The following is an 18,353-nucleotide window of genomic DNA, read 5'->3' on the forward strand; positions in this document are numbered from 1 at the left end:
TGCCCAAGACCATGCGATCTTTTCTCGACGACCCCACCCAGGCGCACTATCGGCGCGCCTGGCTGCTGCTGTTACTGCTGGCGATCGTGCTGCTGGGTATCGGTATCGGGCTGCGCGATCCCTGGCCCGCCGACGAGCCGCGCTTCGCCCTCAATGCGCTGGAGATGCTGCGTACCGGCCAGTTCTGGTTCCCCCATCGCGGCGGCGAGCTCTACCCCGACAAGCCCCCGGTATTCATGTGGGCCTCGGCACTCTCGATCTGGTTGACCGGCTCGGTACGCCTGGGTTTTCTGATTCCCACCGCGCTCAGCGCCCTGGGGACCCTACTGCTGGTGGTCGACCTCGGCCGGCGCCTGCATGGGCGGCGTGTCGCACTGCTGTCGGGCCTGGCGCTGCTGACTGCATTCCAGTTCGTGCTGCAGGCCAAGACCGCGCAGATCGACATGATGCTGACCTTCTTCACCACCCTGGGCGCCTACGGGCTGCTGCGCCACGCCCTGCTCGGCCCGGCCCGACGCTGGTGGCTGATCGGCTGGGCGGCGATGGGTATCGGGGTGATCACCAAGGGCGTGGGTATCCTGCCGCTGGCGCTGCTGCCGGCATGGCTGTGGTTCGGCTATCGCGGCCGCGCGGTGCGCCTCGGCCTCAAGGAACTGCTGCTGGGGCTGGGGGTGATGCTCGCCTGCATCGCCGCCTGGGCCATCCCGATGATGCTGATGGCCAGCTTCAGCGGCGACCCGGCGCTCGCCGCCTACCGCGACAATATCCTGTTCAAGCAGACCGGACAGCGCTACGCCGACTCCTGGACCCATCTGGAGCCATGGTACTACTACGTCGTCAAGGTGCTGCCGTGGGCCTGGATGCCACTGGTGCTGGCACTGCCGTGGGCGCTGCCGGCGTGGTGGCATCGCCTCAAACGCAGTGATGCGCGGGTCTGGATGCCGCTCAGCGCGGTCGTCCTGATCGTGGTGTTCTTCTCGCTCTCGCCGGGCAAGCGCGGCGTCTACATGCTGCCCACGCTGCCACTGCTGGTGATGGCGCTGGCGCCGCTGCTGCCCGGGCTGATCCGGCGCCGCGGCCTGCATCGCGCCGCCTTCGTGGTGCTGGCGCTGCTCGCCGGTTTACTGCTGCTCGCCGGGATGCTCGGCGCATTCGGTCTGCCGGCGCTGGCACGGGTGGCCGAGCGTCATCAGGTCGACCCCTGGGCGTGGTGGATCGTGATCGGCGCGCTGGGGGTCGGCCTGCTGGCCTGGACCCGCCCGGCCCGCGGGCTGTGGGCACTGGGCGGCTGGCTGGCGCTGTTCTGGCTCAGCTGGTCCACCTGGGGCTATGCGCTGCAGGATCACGCCCGCTCACCGCGCGACATGATGACCCAGGTTGCCGCGATCACCGGGCCCCAGGCGTGGCTGGCGCTGCCCGACTTCGACGAGGAGTTCCTGCTCCAGGCGCGCCAGCCCAGCGTCCAGTTCGGTGACAAGACCCCGGCCAGCCAGCAATTCCAGCGCGCCTTCGCCTGGCTCAAGCAGGGCGATGACCGCTGGCTGTTCGCGATGGAGCGTCAAGCCAAGGACTATCCGTGTATCGCGCGTGATCAGATCACCGACATGGGCGTGCAGAACGGTGACGACTGGTGGCTGATCCCGGCTCGCGCCGCATCCCAGTGCCAGGGCGACCCCAACGCCGCCCCGCTGTTCGTCGCCCCCACCACCCTGCCCGACCCTGACGGCAAGGCCCCGCGCTTGTGAGTCCCGCTCCCCGGCCCAAGGGCCGGGGAGATCATCCGAGACAGCTAACGGATGCACGGCTACCCAGGTCGCACCGGCCAGCACCATACGTTTTCGCCCCCTGTAGGAACGGCCACCGCAGCTCGAACTCGCCCCCTGTAGGAGCGAGCTTGCTCGCGAAGGCAAAGGCCAGCAAGTCAGCCTCCGCCACAACCTCGTTCTATCACACCGTATCCGGCGCGCGAGGCGCGATCACCGGCTTGTCCCACACCAACCTGACTTCCAGGCCGCCCTCGGGCCGGTTGGACAGCCTCATATTCAACTGCTGACGCTCGGCGATCTCGACCGCGATGGAGAGCCCCAGGCCGCTACCGCTGATGCGCTGGTCGGCGGCACGCTGGAAGCGCTGGGTCACCGCCTCGAGCAGCGCCTCGGGGATCCCCGGGCCGCTATCGCGGATAGACAGCCACGGCCGCCGGTCCGCAGTCTGACCCATGGCCACTTCGACCCGCCCCCCCTCCGGGGTATAGCGCAGCGCATTGTCGAGCAGATTACGGACGAGAATGCCCAGCTCGGTGGCATTGCCCTCGAGACTCAGCGCCGGGTTCTCGGCGATCTCCAGCGTCTGCTGCTGCGACTCCGCCAGCGGCCACAGTTCGGCGGCCAGATCGAGCACCAGCGAAGAGAGCTCCACCGTCTCTGGCGCCGCGCCCTGATCATCCAGCTCCAGGCGCGCCAGCAGCAGCAGCTGTTCGACCACCCGCTGCAACCGCTCGATCCCGTTGTAGGCCTTGTCCAGCGCGCTGGGTTCGCCGAAACGCGCGTTATCGAGATGAATCTTCAGCGCCGCCAGCGGCGTGCGCAGTTCGTGGGCCGCGTCCGCGGTGAAGCGGCGCTCGCGCTCCAGGGTCTGCCCCAGCCGGTCGATGAAGTCGTTGAGCGCGCCGCGTAGCGCCTGTAGCTCCTGGGGCACCGCGACCCGAATCGGGCGCAGGTCCTTTTCGTCCCGCGCCTCGACCTGACGCGAGAGCTCCTCGATCGGCGCCAGGCCGCGCCGGATCAGACGCGCCATCAGCCACAACAGGATCGGCAGCGTCAGCAGCAGCGGCACGAAATTGCCCAGGGCGACCTTGTTGAACAGCTCGCTCTGGAAGGCATCGCGCAGGCCGATACTGAGCCAGCGTCCGCCGGCGATCGGCATGCTGAAGGTGCGCCAGCGATGCTCCTGATAGCTGACCCAGCGGTGGCCTTCGTGGCGGGGCGCAGGGAAGCTGGTACCATCGGCATCGTCGTGCCAGCGCGCGCCCATCAGAATGGGCCGGCCGCTGTCGCTCCACACCCCCAGCGAGATCATCTTCTCTTCGTGGTCGTAGAGCGCGGGCGCGGCCAGGTCGGTGAGCAGATTGCCGGTGCTGCCGTACCAGCGTGCGAAGTGGCCCGGCTGGGAGAGCTGCGCGGCGATCCTAGCGTACTCGTCCGAGGTGGTGCGCTCGGTCACCAGGCCGGCGACGATACGCCCCTGCAGACTCAGCTGAGCGTCGAAGATCTCTTCCATCTCGTGACGGGTGACGAAGTAGGCCGCGGTCACCGCCAGCGACATCACCACCAGCAGCAGCGTGGCCAGCGCCCAATTCAGATAGCGTCGAATCGAGGTCATGCCACGCGGCTGTCCAACCGATAGCCGATGCCGCGCACGGTGGTGATCAGCTGCTTGTCGAGCTTGCGCCGCAGGTGGTGCACATGCACCTCCAGTGCATTGGAGCCGACCTCTTCTCCCCAGCCGTAGAGCAGGCTTTCGAGCTTGGGCCGCGACATCACCTTGTCGCGATGGCGTGCCAGCTCGAGCAGCAGCGCGAACTCGCGCCGCCCCAGAACGACCGGCTCACCCTTCCAGGTGACCTCGTGCTGGGATTCATCGATGGAGAGCCGCCCGATGGTCAAGAGCTGGGTCGAACGCCCCTCGGCACGCCGGGTCACCACGCGCATGCGGGCGAGCAGCTCCTGCAGATCGAAGGGCTTGAGCACGTAGTCGTCGGCGCCCGCGTCGAGGCCCTCGATGCGCTGCTCGACGGCGTCCCGGGCGGTCAGGATCAAAACCGGCAGCGCGGATTGACGGCGGATCTCCTTGAGTACCGCCAGACCGTCGATATCCGGCAGGCCCAGGTCGAGCACCACCAGCGAGAACGGCTCGATCTTGACTGCCTCCAGTGCCTCGCGCCCGCGGGTGAGCCAGTCCACCACGTAGCCCTCGCGAATCAGGGCCGTGCGAATGCCATCCCCCAATAGCGGATCATCCTCCACCAACAGTACGCGCATCGTCGTCGTCCACTTCCTTTTCGTTGTCTGGAGAGCGTTGTCCGCCCGGCGTGCCGTACGAACCTGCGCCAGCGAACCGATGGCAGGCTCCTGGCGACGCTATCACGCGCTCATTGAGTCACAACCAGCTTAACGCTTCCTTAGCCTGCCACGGGCCCGGCACGCCGGGCCCCCCGCGTTCCATAGTTAGTCCCACTACACGCTTCCCAGATCGCCACGACAGTAATATTGCGTTAAGACTCAGCGTACACAGTAGCCGCCGAGTCAGGTAGAGAGCCCAGAGCCGTGATGACGACCTTGAAGAAAAGCCTAAGCCTCCCCACCCTGTGCTGGGACGCCCGCTACCGCGATACCCTGGCCATCGCCCTGCTATGGACGCTGGCGGTCATCGGCGCGCTGTCGCGTCCGCTGATGCCGATCGACGAGACCCGCTACGTCTCGGTCGCCTGGGAGATGTGGCACGCCCACTCCTGGGTGCTGCCGTTGATGAACGGCGAGCCCTACTCGGACAAGCCGCCGCTGCTGTTCTGGCTGATCCAGGCCGGCTGGGGGGTGTTCGGCGTCAACGCCTGGTGGCCCAAGCTGATCGCGCCGCTGGCGGCGCTGGTGGCGATGCAGCACCTCTATCGCATCGCCCGGCGCCTGGGCTATGCCGGCAGCCGCGCCCGCGTGGCACCGCTGGTGCTGATGGCGATGCTGATGTGGAACCTCTACAGCGGCGCGCTGATGTTCGACATCCTGCTCACCGCCTGCCTGCTGGGTGCGATCAGCCCGCTGGTGAGCGGCGCGCTGACGCCTCGGCGCGCACTGCGCTGCGGCGTCTGGCTGGGCCTGGCCCTGCTCGCCAAGGGCCCGGCGGTGTTCGTCACCTTCGGCCCGATCCTGCTCGGCCTGCGCTGGTGGCGCGCCGAGCCGCTGGGTCCCGGCGGGCGCCGGCGCCTGCTGCTGGCCCTGACCCTGGGCATCGCCATGCTCGCCGCCTGGGCCCTGAGCGCCGCCGTGATCGGTGGGCACGCCTACGCCCGCGAGCTGCTGTGGGGTCAGAGCGTCGATCGCCTGCACGACTCCATGGCCCATGCTCGGCCGCTGTGGTGGTATTTGCCGTGGCTGCCGGTGCTGCTGTTCCCGTGGTCGCTGTGGCCGGCAGCCTGGCCGCGCCGGCCGCGCCAGCGTCACCAGCGGCTGATGTGGATCTGGGCGCTGGTGCCCTTCGTGCTGTTCTCGCTGATCAGCGGCAAGCAGATTCACTACTTGATGCCGCTGCTGCCGGCGCTGGCGCTGATGGTGATGGACCGGCTGGCGCAACCCGAGGACGAGCGCCCGCGCCGGGTGCGCGCGGTAGCCGCGGCGATCATCGCCCTGGGGGCAATGGGGCTGGGCCTTGCGCTGTTCGGCCATGGCGTGCTGGATGCCACCACGCTGTCGCTGTTCGGCAGCCTGGCGTTGATCGCCTGGGGGGCGATCGTGTGGCGCTGGCGACCCGCCAAGCGCAGTATCGCCGCCCGCGGGCTGGCGCTGGGCAGCGGCATCGCGCTGCTGATCCTGGCGCAGCTGATGCTGGCGCCGCTATGGCAGCGCTACGACGTGACCCGCCCGGGCGAGCTGATCGCCCAGCTGCAGCTGGAAGGCAAACCGGTGGCCTTCGACGGCAACTATCAGGCCACCTTCCAGTTCGCCGGACGTCTAGAGCAGCCGCTGGCGACCCTCGGCTCGCCCCAGGATGCCTGCGCCCTGCATCAGGCCCACCCGGACGCCTGGATCGTCGGCCGCGAGCGTGACTGGCAGCGCTACATCGCCGACATCAGCGCGGTGCACACCTTCGACTACCGCGGCGGCAAGCTCGATATCCTGCCCACCCGCGCACTCTTCCACGCCGGCCAGTCGGCGCTCTGCGGCAATACCACGCCGGCGCCTTGAGCGCCGGCGTGGTCGGCCCCGTTCCTCAGGATCCTGCATGAAAATTCTCGTCACCGGCGCCGCCGGCTTCATCGGCTTTCATCTCACCCGGCGCCTCGCCGCCGAGGGCCATAGCGTGGTCGCGCTGGACAACCTCAACGACTATTACGCGGTGGCGCTCAAGCAGGCGCGCCTCGAACGCCTCGGCAAGGTGCCCTTCGTGCGCCTGGATATCGCCGACCTCGCCGCGCTGGATGCGCTGTTCGCGCGGGAACGCTTCACCCACGTGATGCACCTGGCGGCCCAGGCCGGGGTGCGCTACTCGGTCAGCCACCCGCACCAGTACGGCCACAGCAATCTCACCGGCTTTCTCAACCTGCTCGACGTGTGCCAGCGCCACGCGGTCGAGCATCTGCTCTACGCGTCTTCCAGCTCGGTCTACGGGCGGCAGCAGCGGCTGCCGTTCTGCGAGAGCGACCCGGTCGATACCCCGGCCTCGCTCTACGCCGCGACCAAGCGCGCCAACGAGATGATGGCCTACAGCTATGCCGACCTGCATCGCCTGCCCGCCACCGGCCTGCGCTTCTTCACCGTCTACGGCCCCTGGGGGCGCCCGGACATGGCGCCATGCCTGTTCGCCGAGCGCCTGCTGCGCGGTGACCCCATCGCGGTGTTCAACCATGGCCGCATGGCGCGGGATTTCACCTATATCGACGACATCGTCGAGAGCCTGGTGCGGCTGCTGCCACACGCCCCCGCCGGCGACACCGACGCACCGCACGCGCTCTACAACGTCGGCCGCGGCGACCCGGTGGCCCTGCTCGACTTCATCGACACCCTGGAAAGCGCCCTGGACGCCCGCGCACCGCGCGATTTCCAGCCGATGCAGCCGGGCGACATCGAACGCACCTGGGCCGACACCACGCGCCTGCGCGAAGCCACCGGCCATGTGCCGCAGGTGCCGCTGGAGACCGGCATCGAGCGCTTCGCCGCCTGGTACCGCGAGCAGCGCCCGCTGATGCAGCGGGTGATGGGAGACTGAGCCCCGCCGCGGCGGGCTCGTCGTCGCTGCGCGCATATCGTAGGATGAGCCCCCAGCCAGCAGCCAGAGCCCTGCGCATGTCGCTCAGCAAGACTCGCACCAGCTTCTATCGCCGTCTCTACGTCGCCTACCTGATCGACGCGGGGCTCGCCACCAGCGTCCCGGCGCTGGTGGCCGCCACCGGCATGCCGCGGCGCACTGCCCAGGACACCCTCGCCGCCCTGGGCGAGCTCGATATCCGCTGCGAGTTCGAGCAGACGCCCGGCGCGCGCCACCTCAGCGGGCGCTACGTGATCCACGACTGGGGTCCGCTATCGGCCGAGTGGATCGCCACCCACGCCGCCGCCCTGGCCCAGACCCTGGGCTATCCGCCGCCGCCCACCACGCCCGCCGAGTAAGGCGACGCCCGCGCGCGTGTCTCGCCGTCAGACAGGAATCGCCAGCCAGGAGCCAGCATGACCGACCGTCAGCAGCGCCATCAGCGCGCGATGCAGAAACTCAAGGCCCATGTCGACGACAAGATCGCCGCCGCCGACCAGCAGCGCGGCCTGCTGCTGGTATTCACCGGCAACGGCAAGGGCAAGACCACCGCCGCCTGGGGCACGGTGACCCGCGCCCTGGGTTACGGCTATCGCGTCGGCGTGGTGCAGTTCATCAAGGGGCTGTGGGAGTGCGGCGAGCGCGAGCGGCTGGCCGATGACCCCCGTCTCGAAGTATCGATCATGGCCACCGGTTTTACCTGGGAGACCCAGAACCGGGAGAGCGATACCGCCGCCTGCCAGGCGGTGTGGCAAGACGCCGCGCGCCTGCTCGCCGATCCCGAGGTCTATCTGGTGGTGCTCGACGAGATCACCTACATGCTCAAGTTCGGCTATCTCGATATCGACACGGTGCGCCAGGCGATCGCCGCCAGGCCGCCGGAGCAGAGCGTGATCGTCACCGGGCGCAACGCCCATCGTGAGCTGATCGAGATGGCGGACACGGTGAGCGAGATGCAGGACGTCAAGCACGCCTTCGATGCCGGCATCCAGGCCCGCCGCGGTATCGACTATTGATCCCAGCCACGACTATTGATCGCAACGACGACCATTGAGCCCGCGACGACTGCGCGTGTCGTCTACTGGGCCTGCCGTTGACCGGGGCTGGGGGATGCCAGCCGCGCGGCGGCATCGGCAAGGTCCGCACAGAGTTGGCGTGCGGCCTGCGCCAGCCGCGGCCCGGGGCGGCTGATCGCGTCCGGGTCGAGGCTGTAAAGAGTGCCGGCAGCCACCGCCGGCAGCGCCTCGTGCCCGGCCCAGAACGCCTGCCAGGCGTCGTCCCGCGCGGCGGCGACAATCACCTCAGGGCGCGCCAGCAGCAGCGCCTCCCAGCCGATCTCCGGCACCAGCACCGGGGCGTCGGCAAACAGCGGCTCACCGCCACAGTGGCGGATCACCCGGGTCACGATCTGACCATCGGCCAGGGTGGTCAGCGGCGCCTGCCCCAATTGATAGAACACCCGCGGCGCCGGCGTCAGCCGCTGGCGACTCTCCAGCAGGGCCCGTTCGAAGCGCGCGGCGGCGCGCTCCCCCGCCGCCGGATGGCCGCTCAGCAGGCCGATATCGCGCAGGTTGCCGGCGATGTCGGCAAGCCGCCGCGGCTCGCTGCGGTAGACCGGAATCCCCAGCGCCTGGAGCTGGCGCACCAGCGCATCCGGGGTGCCGCTGCCCCACGCCAGCACCAGATCCGGCTGCGCCGAGACCACCGCCTCCAGCGGAATGCCGCGATAGCTGCCGACCCGGGGCAGCTCACGCGCCGCCGGTGGATAGTCGCTGCCGGCGATCACCCCGACCAGCTCGGCACCGGCCCCGACGGCAAAGGCATCCTCGACCAGGTGCGGCGCCAGCGCGACGATACGCTGGGCCGGCGCGGCCAGCGTCAAGGTGTCACCCTGATCGTCGACCACCCGGATCTGCGCCTGCGCGGGAAACGCCAGCAGAACGAGCAGGACGCCCCCCCAGCCATGGGCCAGCCACGAAAATTGCGGCCGACAGGGACGTTGCGCCTGAAAAAAGCCGAGATGCCAGAGCAGATGGCTGGCGATAAGGCGAATGATTGGGGAAAAAGCGCGCATGGCGACCCTTCTCGCTTGGGACATGGGCGCCGGCGAGCATAGCATGAGAGGCTAAGCCCACCGTGCGTCGGCGATGGCAGTCTGCTGCCACCGGCACCGTGAACTCTGGAAGTCAGTAACGCGAGTAAGGAAACGCCATGATTCGCTACCGCTCCAACGCCGCCCGCCCGCTCACGCGCCGTCTGCCGCGGACCATCGGTCTGGGTGCCGTCGGCCTGTTGGCGGGCCTGAGCCTGGCCACCCCGGCACTGGCCGACAAGACCCCGCATGAGCTGCGCGTCCAGGCCAACGCCACCCTGAGCGTCGCCCCCGATACCGCGACCCTCAATGCACGGTTGTGGGAGCGCACCCCGGCGCAGGCCCAGGGCAGCGAGACCAGCGGCGACGCCGCCGCGCTCAAGCAGGCCCGCGAGCGGCTCGAGCAGCGCACCGGCGAGCTGATCCGCACGCTGGAGAAGGCCGGCATTCCGCGTGACGCCATCCGCGCCGGATCGCTCAGCGTGCGGCCCGACTATGTACCGTCACCGCAGCGTGGCGACGACACTCAGCCGCCGCAGGTGCGCACCCAGCTGGAGCGTCCGATCACCCTCACGCTGGACGATCTGGAGCGGCTGCCGCGGGTACTCGATGCCCTCACCACGGCCGGCGTCGATTCCCTCGATGGCGTCACCTACGGGCTCAAGGACAGCGACGCCGCCGATGACCGGGCACTGGCTCAGGCGCTCGAACGCGCCCGAGCCAAGGCCAAGCTGATGGCCAAGACCCTGGACGTGGATCTCGGCGACGTGATCAGCGTCGAGGAGACCACCGCGCCCAGCTTCAAGCCGCAGATGATGATGCGCGCCGCCGCCGAGGATAGCGCCGGTAGCGCAGCGGAGTACCGCAGCGGCGAGATCGACATCGATGCCGGGGTCAACGTGACCTGGTCGATCGACGACTGACACTGCCGGTCGAGCCCGCCCTCTGCGCCGCGCGCCCCGCGGCGCAGAGGGCTTCTCAAGAGATCTGCCTCACTCGATGGGTGTTACGACGCCTGACGCTGCGTCGCGCGCCCCAGCGCGATCTCACCGATCAGCGCCAGCAGCAGGATCGCCGCAACCCAGCGCAGATCGAAGCCGGCGCCCAGCCAGCCCAGCGCATCCAGGAATACCACGAGGATCGCCAGCGGGCTGACATAGCGGATCACGAACTGCCACAGCGCGAATACGCCGCCGGGCAGCCCCAGCTCCTCACGCACCACCTCACGCCGCAGCACGAAGCCGGCCAGCAGCGCCGTGCCCAGTCCGCCGAGCGGCATCATCAGGCGTGAGGTGAGGAAGTCGAGCCAGTCGAACACGGTCTTGCCGGCCAGGGTCCAGTCGGCGCCGATATTGAACGACAGCATCGCCAGCGTGCTCACCAGCCACAGCACGATCCCCACGCCCCAGGCGGCATGCCGCCGGGCGATGCCATGGCTCTGATTGAGCCAGGCCACGGTCGCCTCGATCATCGAGATCGCCGAGGTCAGCGCCGCCACCGCCAGCATCAGGAAGAACACTATCTCGACCACACCGCCGAGGGGCATCTGCGCGAAGGCCAACGGCAGGCTCATGAAGATCAGTCCGGGGCCGGAGGCCGGATCCATGCCATTGGCGAAGATCACCGGGAAGATCGCCAGCCCCGCCATCAGCGCGACCAGGGTGTCGCAGAGCGCCACCGTCAGCGTGGTACGGCCGATCGACTGCTGCGCCGGCAGGTAGGCGCCGTAGGTCAGGATCGCACCGGAGGCCAGCGACAGGGTGAAGAAGGCGTGCCCCATCGCCGCGAGTACCGCAGGCCCGGTCAGCTTCTGCGGGTCGAAGGCGAACAGGAAGTGGAAGCCGGCGCCGAAGCCGCCGCTGAACAGCGCATAGACGATCATGATCGCCAGCATCACCACCAGCCCCGGCATCATCCAGCGCACGCTGCGCTCGATCCCCGCCTGCACGCCCTTGCCGACGATCGCCATGGTGGCAATCGTCACCAGGGTGCTCCAGAAGCCCAGGTTCCAGGGGTTGGCGTTGTTCTTCGTGAAGATCGCCGCCATGCCATCGACGCTATCCGCCTGCAGTCCGCCGGTGACCGCCTTCCACAGATAGGAGACCGACCAGCCGGCGACCACCACATAGAACGACAGCACCATGAAGCCGCACAGCATCGCCATCCAGCCGAAGGCCGACCACAGCCCGCTGCGCCCCGACTCCCGCGCCACCCGGCGGATCGCATCCACCGGGCTGCCGCGACCACGGCGGCCGAGGGCGATCTCGGCCATCATCACCGGCACGCCGATGGCAGCGATGCACAGCAGATAGACCAGCACGAAGGCGCCGCCGCCGTACTCGCCGGTCATGTAGGGGAATTTCCAGATGTTGCCCAGGCCCACGGAGGAGCCGGTGGCGGCGAGCACGAAACCCCAGCGGCCGAGCCAGAGGGTCTTGGTGGGTGCGGTGTCGGTCATGATTCCTCGAACGCAAAGCGCGCCTGACGGACCAGGCAGCGAATGGAGCGCGATGACACGGTCCCGATGGCCGCGCCTGCGAAAATGCGGCGGGGATTGTACCGTCGGCCCGGCGTCGATGCGACAGCCGCGAGTCTCGGTGCCTGGCAGCGTGTCTCGATGCCGGGCAGTGCCTGTCGCGGTTTGGCCGATGCCGCGGCTTGTGCCAAGCTGCGGATCTGCGTCCGCACCGTGGCGGGCGATACGAGGAGTGATCGATGTCCCGGCAATTCGCCATTCTCGGCCTGGGCTACTTCGGCAGCACCGTGGCCCGCGAGCTCAAGCGTCACCAGAACCAGATTCTCGGCGTCGATCGCGACGAGTCGCGCGTCGATGCCCTCTCGGACCTGCTCGACCACGCCGTGATCGCCGACCTCACCGACGAGAAGGCGCTCGCCGAGCTGTCGCTGGAGTCCTACGACGCGGTGGTGATCGATGTCGACGGCAACCTCGAGGCGAGCGTGATCTGCACCCTCCACGTCAAGGAGCTGGGAGCCAAGGAGATCTGGGCCAAGGCGCACAGCGATGCCCACTACAAGCTGCTCAAGCGGCTCGGCGCCGACCGCGTCATATACCCCGAGTACGACGCCGGCGTGCGCGTGGCGGAGAGCCTCAACTACCACGCCATGGTCGACTTCATCCGCCTCGGCGAGCGCCAGTTCATCGTCGAGGTCGAGACCACCGAACGGCTGGTCGACAACTGCAAGAGCGTGGCCGAACTGGCGATCGATCCTGACTCGCTGTTTCTGGTGGCGATCAAGCGCGGCGAAGAGGTGATCCAGAACCCCTCGGATGACACCACACTGCAGGCCGGCGACAACCTGGTGCTGATGGGCGATCTCGACGCCCTGCGCGAAATCGGCAAGCAGATATGAGCGGTTTACCGCGGGTTGCTACCCGCTACACGGGGGGGCGCCGATGAGACGCTGGCAACGCCTGCGCAAACCGCTGCGCCGGGCGCCCCACGGCCGCGTCCTGCGCCTGTCACCGCCGGAGGTGCTGCTGCTCGGCTTCGCCCTGCTGTGCGCGCTGGGGGCGCTGCTGCTGTGGCTGCCGGGCAGCGCGGTACGCCCGCTGGCCTGGCACGAGGCGCTGTTCACCGCGACCTCGGCGGTCACCGTGACGGGGCTCAGCGTGATCGACGTCGGCCACGATCTCACCTTCACCGGCCAGGCGGTGCTGCTGGTCCTGATCCAGATCGGCGGGCTCGGCTTCATGACCTTCGCCGCGCTGACGGTACTGCTGATCGGCGCGCGCCTGCCGATCCAGCAGCAGAATCTGGTGCGCGAGGCCCTCGGCGAGATCGCCTTCAGCGACGTGCGCCATCTGGTCAATCTGGTGATCCTGTTCGCGCTGCTGGTGGAGAGCCTGGGCACCGCGCTGCTGGCGGCTCACTGGGTGCCCGAGTACGGCTGGCGCCTGGGCCTCTGGCACAGCCTGTTCCACGCTGTCTCGGCGTTCAACAACGCCGGCTTCTCGACCTGGTCCGACAGCCTCATGGGCGAGGTCGACGACCCACTGGTCAACGGCGTGATCACACTGCTGTTCATCGTCGGCGGCCTGGGCTTCGTGGTGGTCAGCGATATCTATCGCCAGCGCCGCTGGTCGCGCCTGGCGATGCAGACCAAGGTGGTGCTGCTGGCCACGCTGTGGCTCAACCTGATCGCCACCGCCATCCTGCTCGGGCTGGAGTGGTCGAACCCCAAGACGCTGGGCGCCATCGGCGATATCTTCGGCCGGGTCCAGGCTGCCTGGTTCCAGGCGGTCACCCCGCGTACCGCGGGCTTCAATACCCTCGATACCGGGTCGCTCACCAACGCCTCGACCCTGTTGACCATGGTGCTGATGTTCATCGGTGCCGGTTCCAGCTCCACCGCCAGCGGGATCAAGATCACCACCTTCGTGGTGCTGTTGCTGACCGCTCGCGCCTTCTACCGCAACACCGAGCAGCCCACGGCGTTCGGCCGCTCGATCCCACAGGAGACGGTGATCAAGGCGATCACCGTAGCCCTGGCGGGGGTGCTGCTGGTGGTGCTCGCACTGTTCGGACTGACCATCACCGACGCCGACAAACCGTTTCTGGATCTCGCCTTCGAGACCGTCTCCGCCTTCGGCACCGTGGGGCTGTCGCGCGGCGTCACCAGCGATCTCTCGCTGCCGGGTCAGTTCCTGCTCGGGCTGACCATGCTGCTGGGGCGCGTGGGGCCACTCTCGGTGGGTTACTTCCTGGCCACGCGGCGGGCCCGCGGCGTGCGCTACGCGCGCGGCGATATACAGATCGGCTGAGCCGAGGCGCCGCTGGACGGCATGGCCCCGGGCCGCGCGGCCGCGCCGTCAGCCCAGGGCCAGATGCAGCGCCACCCACAGCATCACCAGCGCCACGCCGAGGTCGATACCGCGCCACCAGCGCGGGTCGCGCAGGCGTGGCGCCAGCCACTGGGCCAACCCCACCAGACCGAAGAACCAGAGCAGCGAAGCCAGCGCCGCGCCGACGACAAAAGCCGGCGGGCTCGCCTGCTGGTTGCCGATCAGCCCCAGCATCACCAGGGTGTCGAGATAGACATGCGGATTCAGCAGCGTCACGCCGAGGGTCGCCAGCACGACCCGGCGCGCGCTGTTACCGGCCCCTGCCGCCGGCGACAGCCCCTGCGGCCGACGCGCGCGCCCCAGTGCCAGCCACGCCTGCCAGCAGAGCCAGACGACCCCACCCCAGCGCGCCAACTTCATCAACAGCGGGTTGGCTGCCAGCAGCGGCGCGAACCCCGCCACGCCGAGCGCGATCAGCGCCAGATCGCACAGCGCGCAGATGGCCGCCACCCGTAGCGCGTACTCCCGGCGCAGCCCCTGACGCAGGACAAAGGCATTCTGGGCGCCGATCGCCACGATCAACCCGGCGCCGATCACCAGCCCCTGCAGCAGTGAGTCGCCAAGCGGCGCGGCGGCGATTGCGTCAGGGGCGAATCCGGCGTCGACGGAGAGGTTCATGCGATAGGTCCTGGGATGGGCAGAGGCCCGCAGAATGGCGTGCTATGCTGTATTAACTGAAGTTAAAACCCCTAATGGATCATTAGGAACCCTAATGCTCGACTACAAGCTACTCGAAGCTCTCGCGGCGATCGTCGACCAGGGCGGGTTCGAACGCGGGGCGCAGCAGCTCAATCTGACCCAGTCGGCGGTGTCGCAACGCATCAAGCTGCTCGAGGCGCGCCTGGGTCAGCCGGTGGTGGTGCGCACGCCGCGACTGCTGCCCACACCGCTGGGTCAACGGCTGCTCAATCACGCCCAGCAGGTGCGTCTGCTCGAACACGATCTGCTCGATCGCATCCCCGCCCTCGGCGAGGGCACCCAGCGCCTGCGTCTGGCGATCAACGCCGACAGCCTGGCAACCTGGTGGGCGCCGACCATCGGTGACTTCTGCCATCGCCGCGGAGTGCTGCTCGATCTGGTGGTCGACGATCAGGAAGTGGCCCTACGGCGCATGCGCGATGGCGAGGTCGCCGGCTGCATCTGCGCCACCGCGCGTCCGGTGCAGGGCGCCCGCTCGCGCCCGCTGGGACATATGCGCTACCGGGTCGCCGCCAGCCCCGGCTTCGCCGAGCGCTATTTCCCCGAGGGGGTGTCGACCCAGGCGCTAGCGCGGGCACCGGCGATTCTCTACGGCCCCGACGATCGCCTGCAGCAGCGCTACCTCGACAGCCAGGGCTTCAAGGAGCCCTTTCCCCATCATCTGTGCCCGTCATCGGAAGGGGTACTGCACATGGTGCTGGCGGGCATCGGCTATGCGCTGATCCCGGAGTGCCAGGCGCAGACCGCCCTGAAGCACGGCGAGCTGGTCGATCTCGACCCCGGCCGGCCGCTGGACGTGCCCCTCTACTGGCACTTCTGGCGCCACGGCGGCGAGCTGCTGGACGCGCTCACCGTCCACCTGTTCTCTGCCAGCGATGACTGGCTGCTGCCCATGGAAGCGTCGCCAGGCCCCGGCGCGTACGCCTGATTAGCGAGTCTCATGTCAGGCGCGAGTCTCATGTCAGAAGCGTTGTTCGACGCTTCTGGCGTGTCGCTATTTGGCAACGTTTTTTTGAGACTTTCCAACGACTTGCGAAGACGGCGCGAGCTTCTAGACTCAACCTTATAGGTATCCGGATGAGGTACCGCATTTTGTGCACAAGGAGAACGTGGATATGACCCTCCCAACCCTCGACAAACGTCTGCTGATCGCCCTCGCCGCCGGCCTCTCGCTGACCGCTTTGGCCGGTTGCGCCAGCGATAGCAGCTCACTGGAGAAGGACAGCTCGCAGTACGTGGTCACCGGCCTGGGCGACGACCAGGACGAGGCGCTGGAGAACGCCAAGGAACGCGCGCTGGAACAGTGCGAGTCCGAAGATCGCGAGGAGTTCGTGATCGTCAAGCAGCAGATCCTAGGACCTAACGACGGCGCCAGCAAGGCAGCCGAAGTCAATGCCCAGATGGAAGGCGCCACGGTGAACGAAGATACCGAGCTGCAGGCGGCCACCCAGGAAGGCGATGGCTACAAGGCGACCTGGACCATCCGCTGCCGCTGAACGACTGACACCCTCTGAGACTCAGGCCCCGGCGCGCTCGCCCGGGGCCGATTTTTTTGAGCCGCTGCCCGACACCGACCGCTACCCGACGCCGACCGCTGTCAGCCGCCAGCGTGGCGGGCACGCCGCCAGGCGCTGCCAAGGCTACGCTTCGGCAGCGCCCGGGTCAGAGGAACGCAGGCGCGTCTCGACGCTCGCTACCTTGTCGTCCATGCTTTGCTCGCGATCGGTGCGGGTACCCAGTTTCAGGGTGGTGGTGATACGTGGCGCACCCATGGCGTGAACGCGCTCATGGCACGCCTTGACCACCGCCATCACCGCGTCCCAGGGCCCTTCGATATTGGTGCCATAGGCGTGCATGCGGTAGCCGAGCCCCGAGGCCTCGATCACCCGCTGACACGCCGCCACGTACTCGGATACCGAGACCCCGACGCCCAAAGGCACCACGCAGAGATCCACGATCACCTGCATGGGCGCCTGGCGCTGGCCGTTCATGTCGCTTTTGATATCGTCACTGCTCATAGTCGTCGCTCGTACGGATACGCTGATGTCGGCGGTCATCATCGCCGGCCCTTTCAGGCCGAGACTAGCACTCGATGCGTGCCCTGCCGATGCCGGTGACGCAGACGAAAAAGCCTGACGTCACCAAGCCCCAACGAAGCGGCTGGAATAATCGTCCAGGCGCGCTACCCTAAGAGGGGCAAAGAAGTTAGCACGCAATGTAATTGCCCGATGGCGGCGGTCGCCACCGGGTAAAGTTCAGGGAACCGGGGCCACGCCCCTCCTCCACCGCCATCGTTCATCGCTCGGGTCGTTTTAGGCGAATCGAGACGCCGACCGGGACAGGCCGTCACTCGCGTCATCTCATGCCTCTCCTACTCGGCTTTCATCGCATGTACGCCCAGGCATTGCCGTGCGGCCGGGGGAGCGCCACGCGCCCCATGCGAGGAACGACGATGATCAGTAATTCACCCATGGCCCCCGTGGCCCTACCCGATACCCGCGCCCGCCACACCATCGAGAAGATGCTGGAAGGCTCCGGCGTCACCCTCAACGGCAGCCAGCCCTGGGACATTCGCGTCCACCACCCCGATCTGTTCGCGCGTATCGTGCGTCAGGGCTCGATCGGCTTCGGCGAAGCCTACATGGATGGCTGGTGGGAGTGCGAACGCATCGACGAGATGATGCACCGCCTGCTGCGCCACGGGCTCGGCGGCGCCGCCCACACCCCCGCCGGGCGGCTGCTCTACCGCCTGCGTTCGAGCTTCATGAACCTGCAGAGCAAGGCACGCGCCTATATCGTCGGCCGCGAACACTACGACCTCGGCAACGACCTGTTCACGCGCATGCTCGACGCCACCCTGTGCTACTCCTGCGCCTACTGGAAACAGGCGACCACGCTGCACCAGGCCCAAGTCGCCAAGCTCGACCTTGCCTGCCGCAAGCTGGCACTGGAACCGGGCATGCGGGTGCTCGACATCGGCTGCGGCTGGGGCAGTTTTGCCGAGCACGCCGCGCGCCACTATGGTGTCGAGGTGACCGGCATCACCATCTCCGAGGAGCAGGCCAAGCTGGCCCGCGAGCGCTGCGCGACGCTGCCGGTGGAGATTCTGCTGGAGGATTACCGCGATCTCGACGGCGAATTCGACCGCATCGTCTCGATCGGCATGTTCGAGCACGTCGGCCAGCGCAACTACGCCACCTATTTCGACACCGTCACCCACCTGCTCAAGCCGGGCGGGCTATTCATGCTGCACACCATCGGCTCCAACACCAACGAGGTGAGCGCCGACCCCTGGATCAACAAGTACATCTTCCCCAACGGCGTGCTGCCCTCGGTGCAGCAGATCAGTGATGCCAGCGAGGGCAAGCTGGTGATGGAGGATTGGCAGAACTTCGGCCCGGATTACGACACCACCCTGATGGCGTGGCAGGAGAACCTGCTTCGCCACTGGCACGAGATCGCCGATCGCTACAGCGAGCGCGTCAAGCGCATGTTCCTCTACTATCTGGGCGCCTGCGCCGGGGCCTTCCGCGCCCGCGAGCTGCAGCTGTGGCAGGTGGTGTTCTCGCACGCGCGCCAGGGGCGCTACGACGCTCCGCGTTGAGCTGAACCAGGTGCTGAACTGAGCGCCGCGCTGAGCTGGGCCCTGCGCGGCCTCTCGCCGAGGCCACGCAGCGCTTA

Annotated in this window: 17 protein-coding genes; 11 read left to right on the forward strand and 6 right to left on the reverse strand. The window is 68.0% G+C overall.

What is annotated here, in order from left to right; genetic code table 11:
* Positions 1 to 11 precede the first annotated feature (11 nt).
* Positions 12 to 1,745 (forward strand): glycosyltransferase family 39 protein, encoded by a 1,734-nt coding sequence (locus tag J0A90_RS03495; RefSeq protein WP_207037108.1) that lies wholly within the window; start codon positions 12 to 14, stop codon positions 1,743 to 1,745.
* A 202-nt stretch (positions 1,746 to 1,947) separates the two neighbouring features.
* Here J0A90_RS03495 and J0A90_RS03500 read toward each other — a convergent pair whose 3' ends face one another.
* On the reverse strand, positions 1,948 to 3,381 hold the full coding sequence (locus tag J0A90_RS03500; protein ID WP_207037107.1) for an ATP-binding protein: 1,434 nt from the start codon (positions 3,379 to 3,381) through the stop codon (positions 1,948 to 1,950).
* Positions 3,378 to 4,040 carry a response regulator gene (locus J0A90_RS03505; RefSeq protein WP_207037106.1) on the reverse strand — a complete coding sequence of 221 codons (663 nt, stop codon included), beginning with the start codon at positions 4,038 to 4,040 and terminating at the stop codon, positions 3,378 to 3,380. Before J0A90_RS03505 ends, J0A90_RS03500 begins: the two co-directional genes overlap by 4 nt.
* 297 nt (positions 4,041 to 4,337) lie before the next feature.
* Here J0A90_RS03505 and J0A90_RS03510 point away from each other — a divergent pair, with 297 nt between their 5' ends.
* From J0A90_RS03510 to cobO, 4 genes are all read left to right on the forward strand, one after another.
* Positions 4,338 to 5,957: a glycosyltransferase family 39 protein gene (locus J0A90_RS03510; RefSeq protein ID WP_207037105.1), complete on the forward strand. Its 1,620-nt coding sequence runs from the start codon at positions 4,338 to 4,340 to the stop codon at positions 5,955 to 5,957.
* A 37-nt stretch (positions 5,958 to 5,994) separates the two neighbouring features.
* Positions 5,995 to 6,978, forward strand: a complete 984-nt coding sequence (locus tag J0A90_RS03515; protein ID WP_207037104.1) for an SDR family NAD(P)-dependent oxidoreductase — start codon at positions 5,995 to 5,997, stop codon at positions 6,976 to 6,978.
* A gap of 77 nt (positions 6,979 to 7,055) precedes the next feature.
* Positions 7,056 to 7,376 (forward strand): helix-turn-helix domain-containing protein, encoded by a 321-nt coding sequence (locus tag J0A90_RS03520; RefSeq protein ID WP_207037103.1) that lies wholly within the window; start codon positions 7,056 to 7,058, stop codon positions 7,374 to 7,376.
* Positions 7,377 to 7,433: 57 nt separating this feature from the next.
* Positions 7,434 to 8,033: a cob(I)yrinic acid a,c-diamide adenosyltransferase gene (gene cobO, locus J0A90_RS03525; protein WP_207037102.1), complete on the forward strand. Its 600-nt coding sequence runs from the start codon at positions 7,434 to 7,436 to the stop codon at positions 8,031 to 8,033.
* A 62-nt stretch (positions 8,034 to 8,095) separates the two neighbouring features.
* Here cobO and J0A90_RS03530 read toward each other — a convergent pair whose 3' ends face one another.
* The gene (locus J0A90_RS03530) at positions 8,096 to 9,091 is read right to left on the reverse strand and encodes a cobalamin-binding protein (RefSeq protein WP_207037101.1); all 996 of its coding nucleotides are present in this window, start codon (positions 9,089 to 9,091) and stop codon (positions 8,096 to 8,098) included.
* 137 nt (positions 9,092 to 9,228) lie between these two features.
* Here J0A90_RS03530 and J0A90_RS03535 point away from each other — a divergent pair, with 137 nt between their 5' ends.
* The gene (locus J0A90_RS03535; RefSeq protein ID WP_207037100.1) at positions 9,229 to 10,032 is read left to right on the forward strand and encodes an SIMPL domain-containing protein; all 804 of its coding nucleotides are present in this window, start codon (positions 9,229 to 9,231) and stop codon (positions 10,030 to 10,032) included.
* A gap of 83 nt (positions 10,033 to 10,115) precedes the next feature.
* Here the strand turns inward: J0A90_RS03535 and J0A90_RS03540 are convergent, their stop codons facing one another.
* Entirely contained in the window at positions 10,116 to 11,567 is a 1,452-nt protein-coding gene (locus tag J0A90_RS03540) for a sodium-dependent transporter (protein ID WP_207037099.1), read from the reverse strand.
* 257 nt (positions 11,568 to 11,824) lie between these two features.
* Between J0A90_RS03540 and J0A90_RS03545 the strand changes: the two genes are divergently transcribed.
* Positions 11,825 to 12,481 (forward strand): TrkA family potassium uptake protein, encoded by a 657-nt coding sequence (locus J0A90_RS03545; protein ID WP_035469539.1) that lies wholly within the window; start codon positions 11,825 to 11,827, stop codon positions 12,479 to 12,481.
* Between the two features lie 43 nt (positions 12,482 to 12,524).
* On the forward strand, positions 12,525 to 13,892 hold the full coding sequence (locus J0A90_RS03550; protein ID WP_207037098.1) for a TrkH family potassium uptake protein: 1,368 nt from the start codon (positions 12,525 to 12,527) through the stop codon (positions 13,890 to 13,892).
* A 48-nt stretch (positions 13,893 to 13,940) separates the two neighbouring features.
* On the opposite strand, the gene J0A90_RS03555 is transcribed toward J0A90_RS03550, so the two are convergent.
* Entirely contained in the window at positions 13,941 to 14,591 is a 651-nt protein-coding gene (locus J0A90_RS03555) for a LysE/ArgO family amino acid transporter (RefSeq protein ID WP_207037097.1), read from the reverse strand.
* A gap of 94 nt (positions 14,592 to 14,685) precedes the next feature.
* Between J0A90_RS03555 and J0A90_RS03560 the strand changes: the two genes are divergently transcribed.
* Together J0A90_RS03560 and J0A90_RS03565 are read left to right on the forward strand one after the other, a co-directional pair.
* Complete coding sequence (locus J0A90_RS03560) at positions 14,686 to 15,600, forward strand: LysR family transcriptional regulator ArgP (protein WP_207037096.1); 915 nt, start codon at positions 14,686 to 14,688, stop codon at positions 15,598 to 15,600.
* Positions 15,601 to 15,787: 187 nt separating this feature from the next.
* Positions 15,788 to 16,168, forward strand: coding sequence for a hypothetical protein (locus J0A90_RS03565; RefSeq protein ID WP_035469532.1), 381 nt, complete (start codon positions 15,788 to 15,790; stop codon positions 16,166 to 16,168).
* A 144-nt stretch (positions 16,169 to 16,312) separates the two neighbouring features.
* Here the strand turns inward: J0A90_RS03565 and J0A90_RS03570 are convergent, their stop codons facing one another.
* A complete protein-coding gene (locus tag J0A90_RS03570) occupies positions 16,313 to 16,639 on the reverse strand; it encodes an MTH1187 family thiamine-binding protein (RefSeq protein WP_207037146.1) in 327 nt (108 codons plus the stop codon).
* Positions 16,640 to 17,124: 485 nt separating this feature from the next.
* Between J0A90_RS03570 and cfa the strand changes: the two genes are divergently transcribed.
* On the forward strand, positions 17,125 to 18,276 hold the full coding sequence (gene cfa / locus J0A90_RS03575) for a cyclopropane fatty acyl phospholipid synthase (RefSeq protein WP_207037095.1): 1,152 nt from the start codon (positions 17,125 to 17,127) through the stop codon (positions 18,274 to 18,276).
* Positions 18,277 to 18,353: the final 77 nt, after the last annotated feature.

The organism is Salinicola sp. DM10, from assembly GCF_017306975.2.
Classification (GTDB): domain Bacteria; phylum Pseudomonadota; class Gammaproteobacteria; order Pseudomonadales; family Halomonadaceae; genus Salinicola.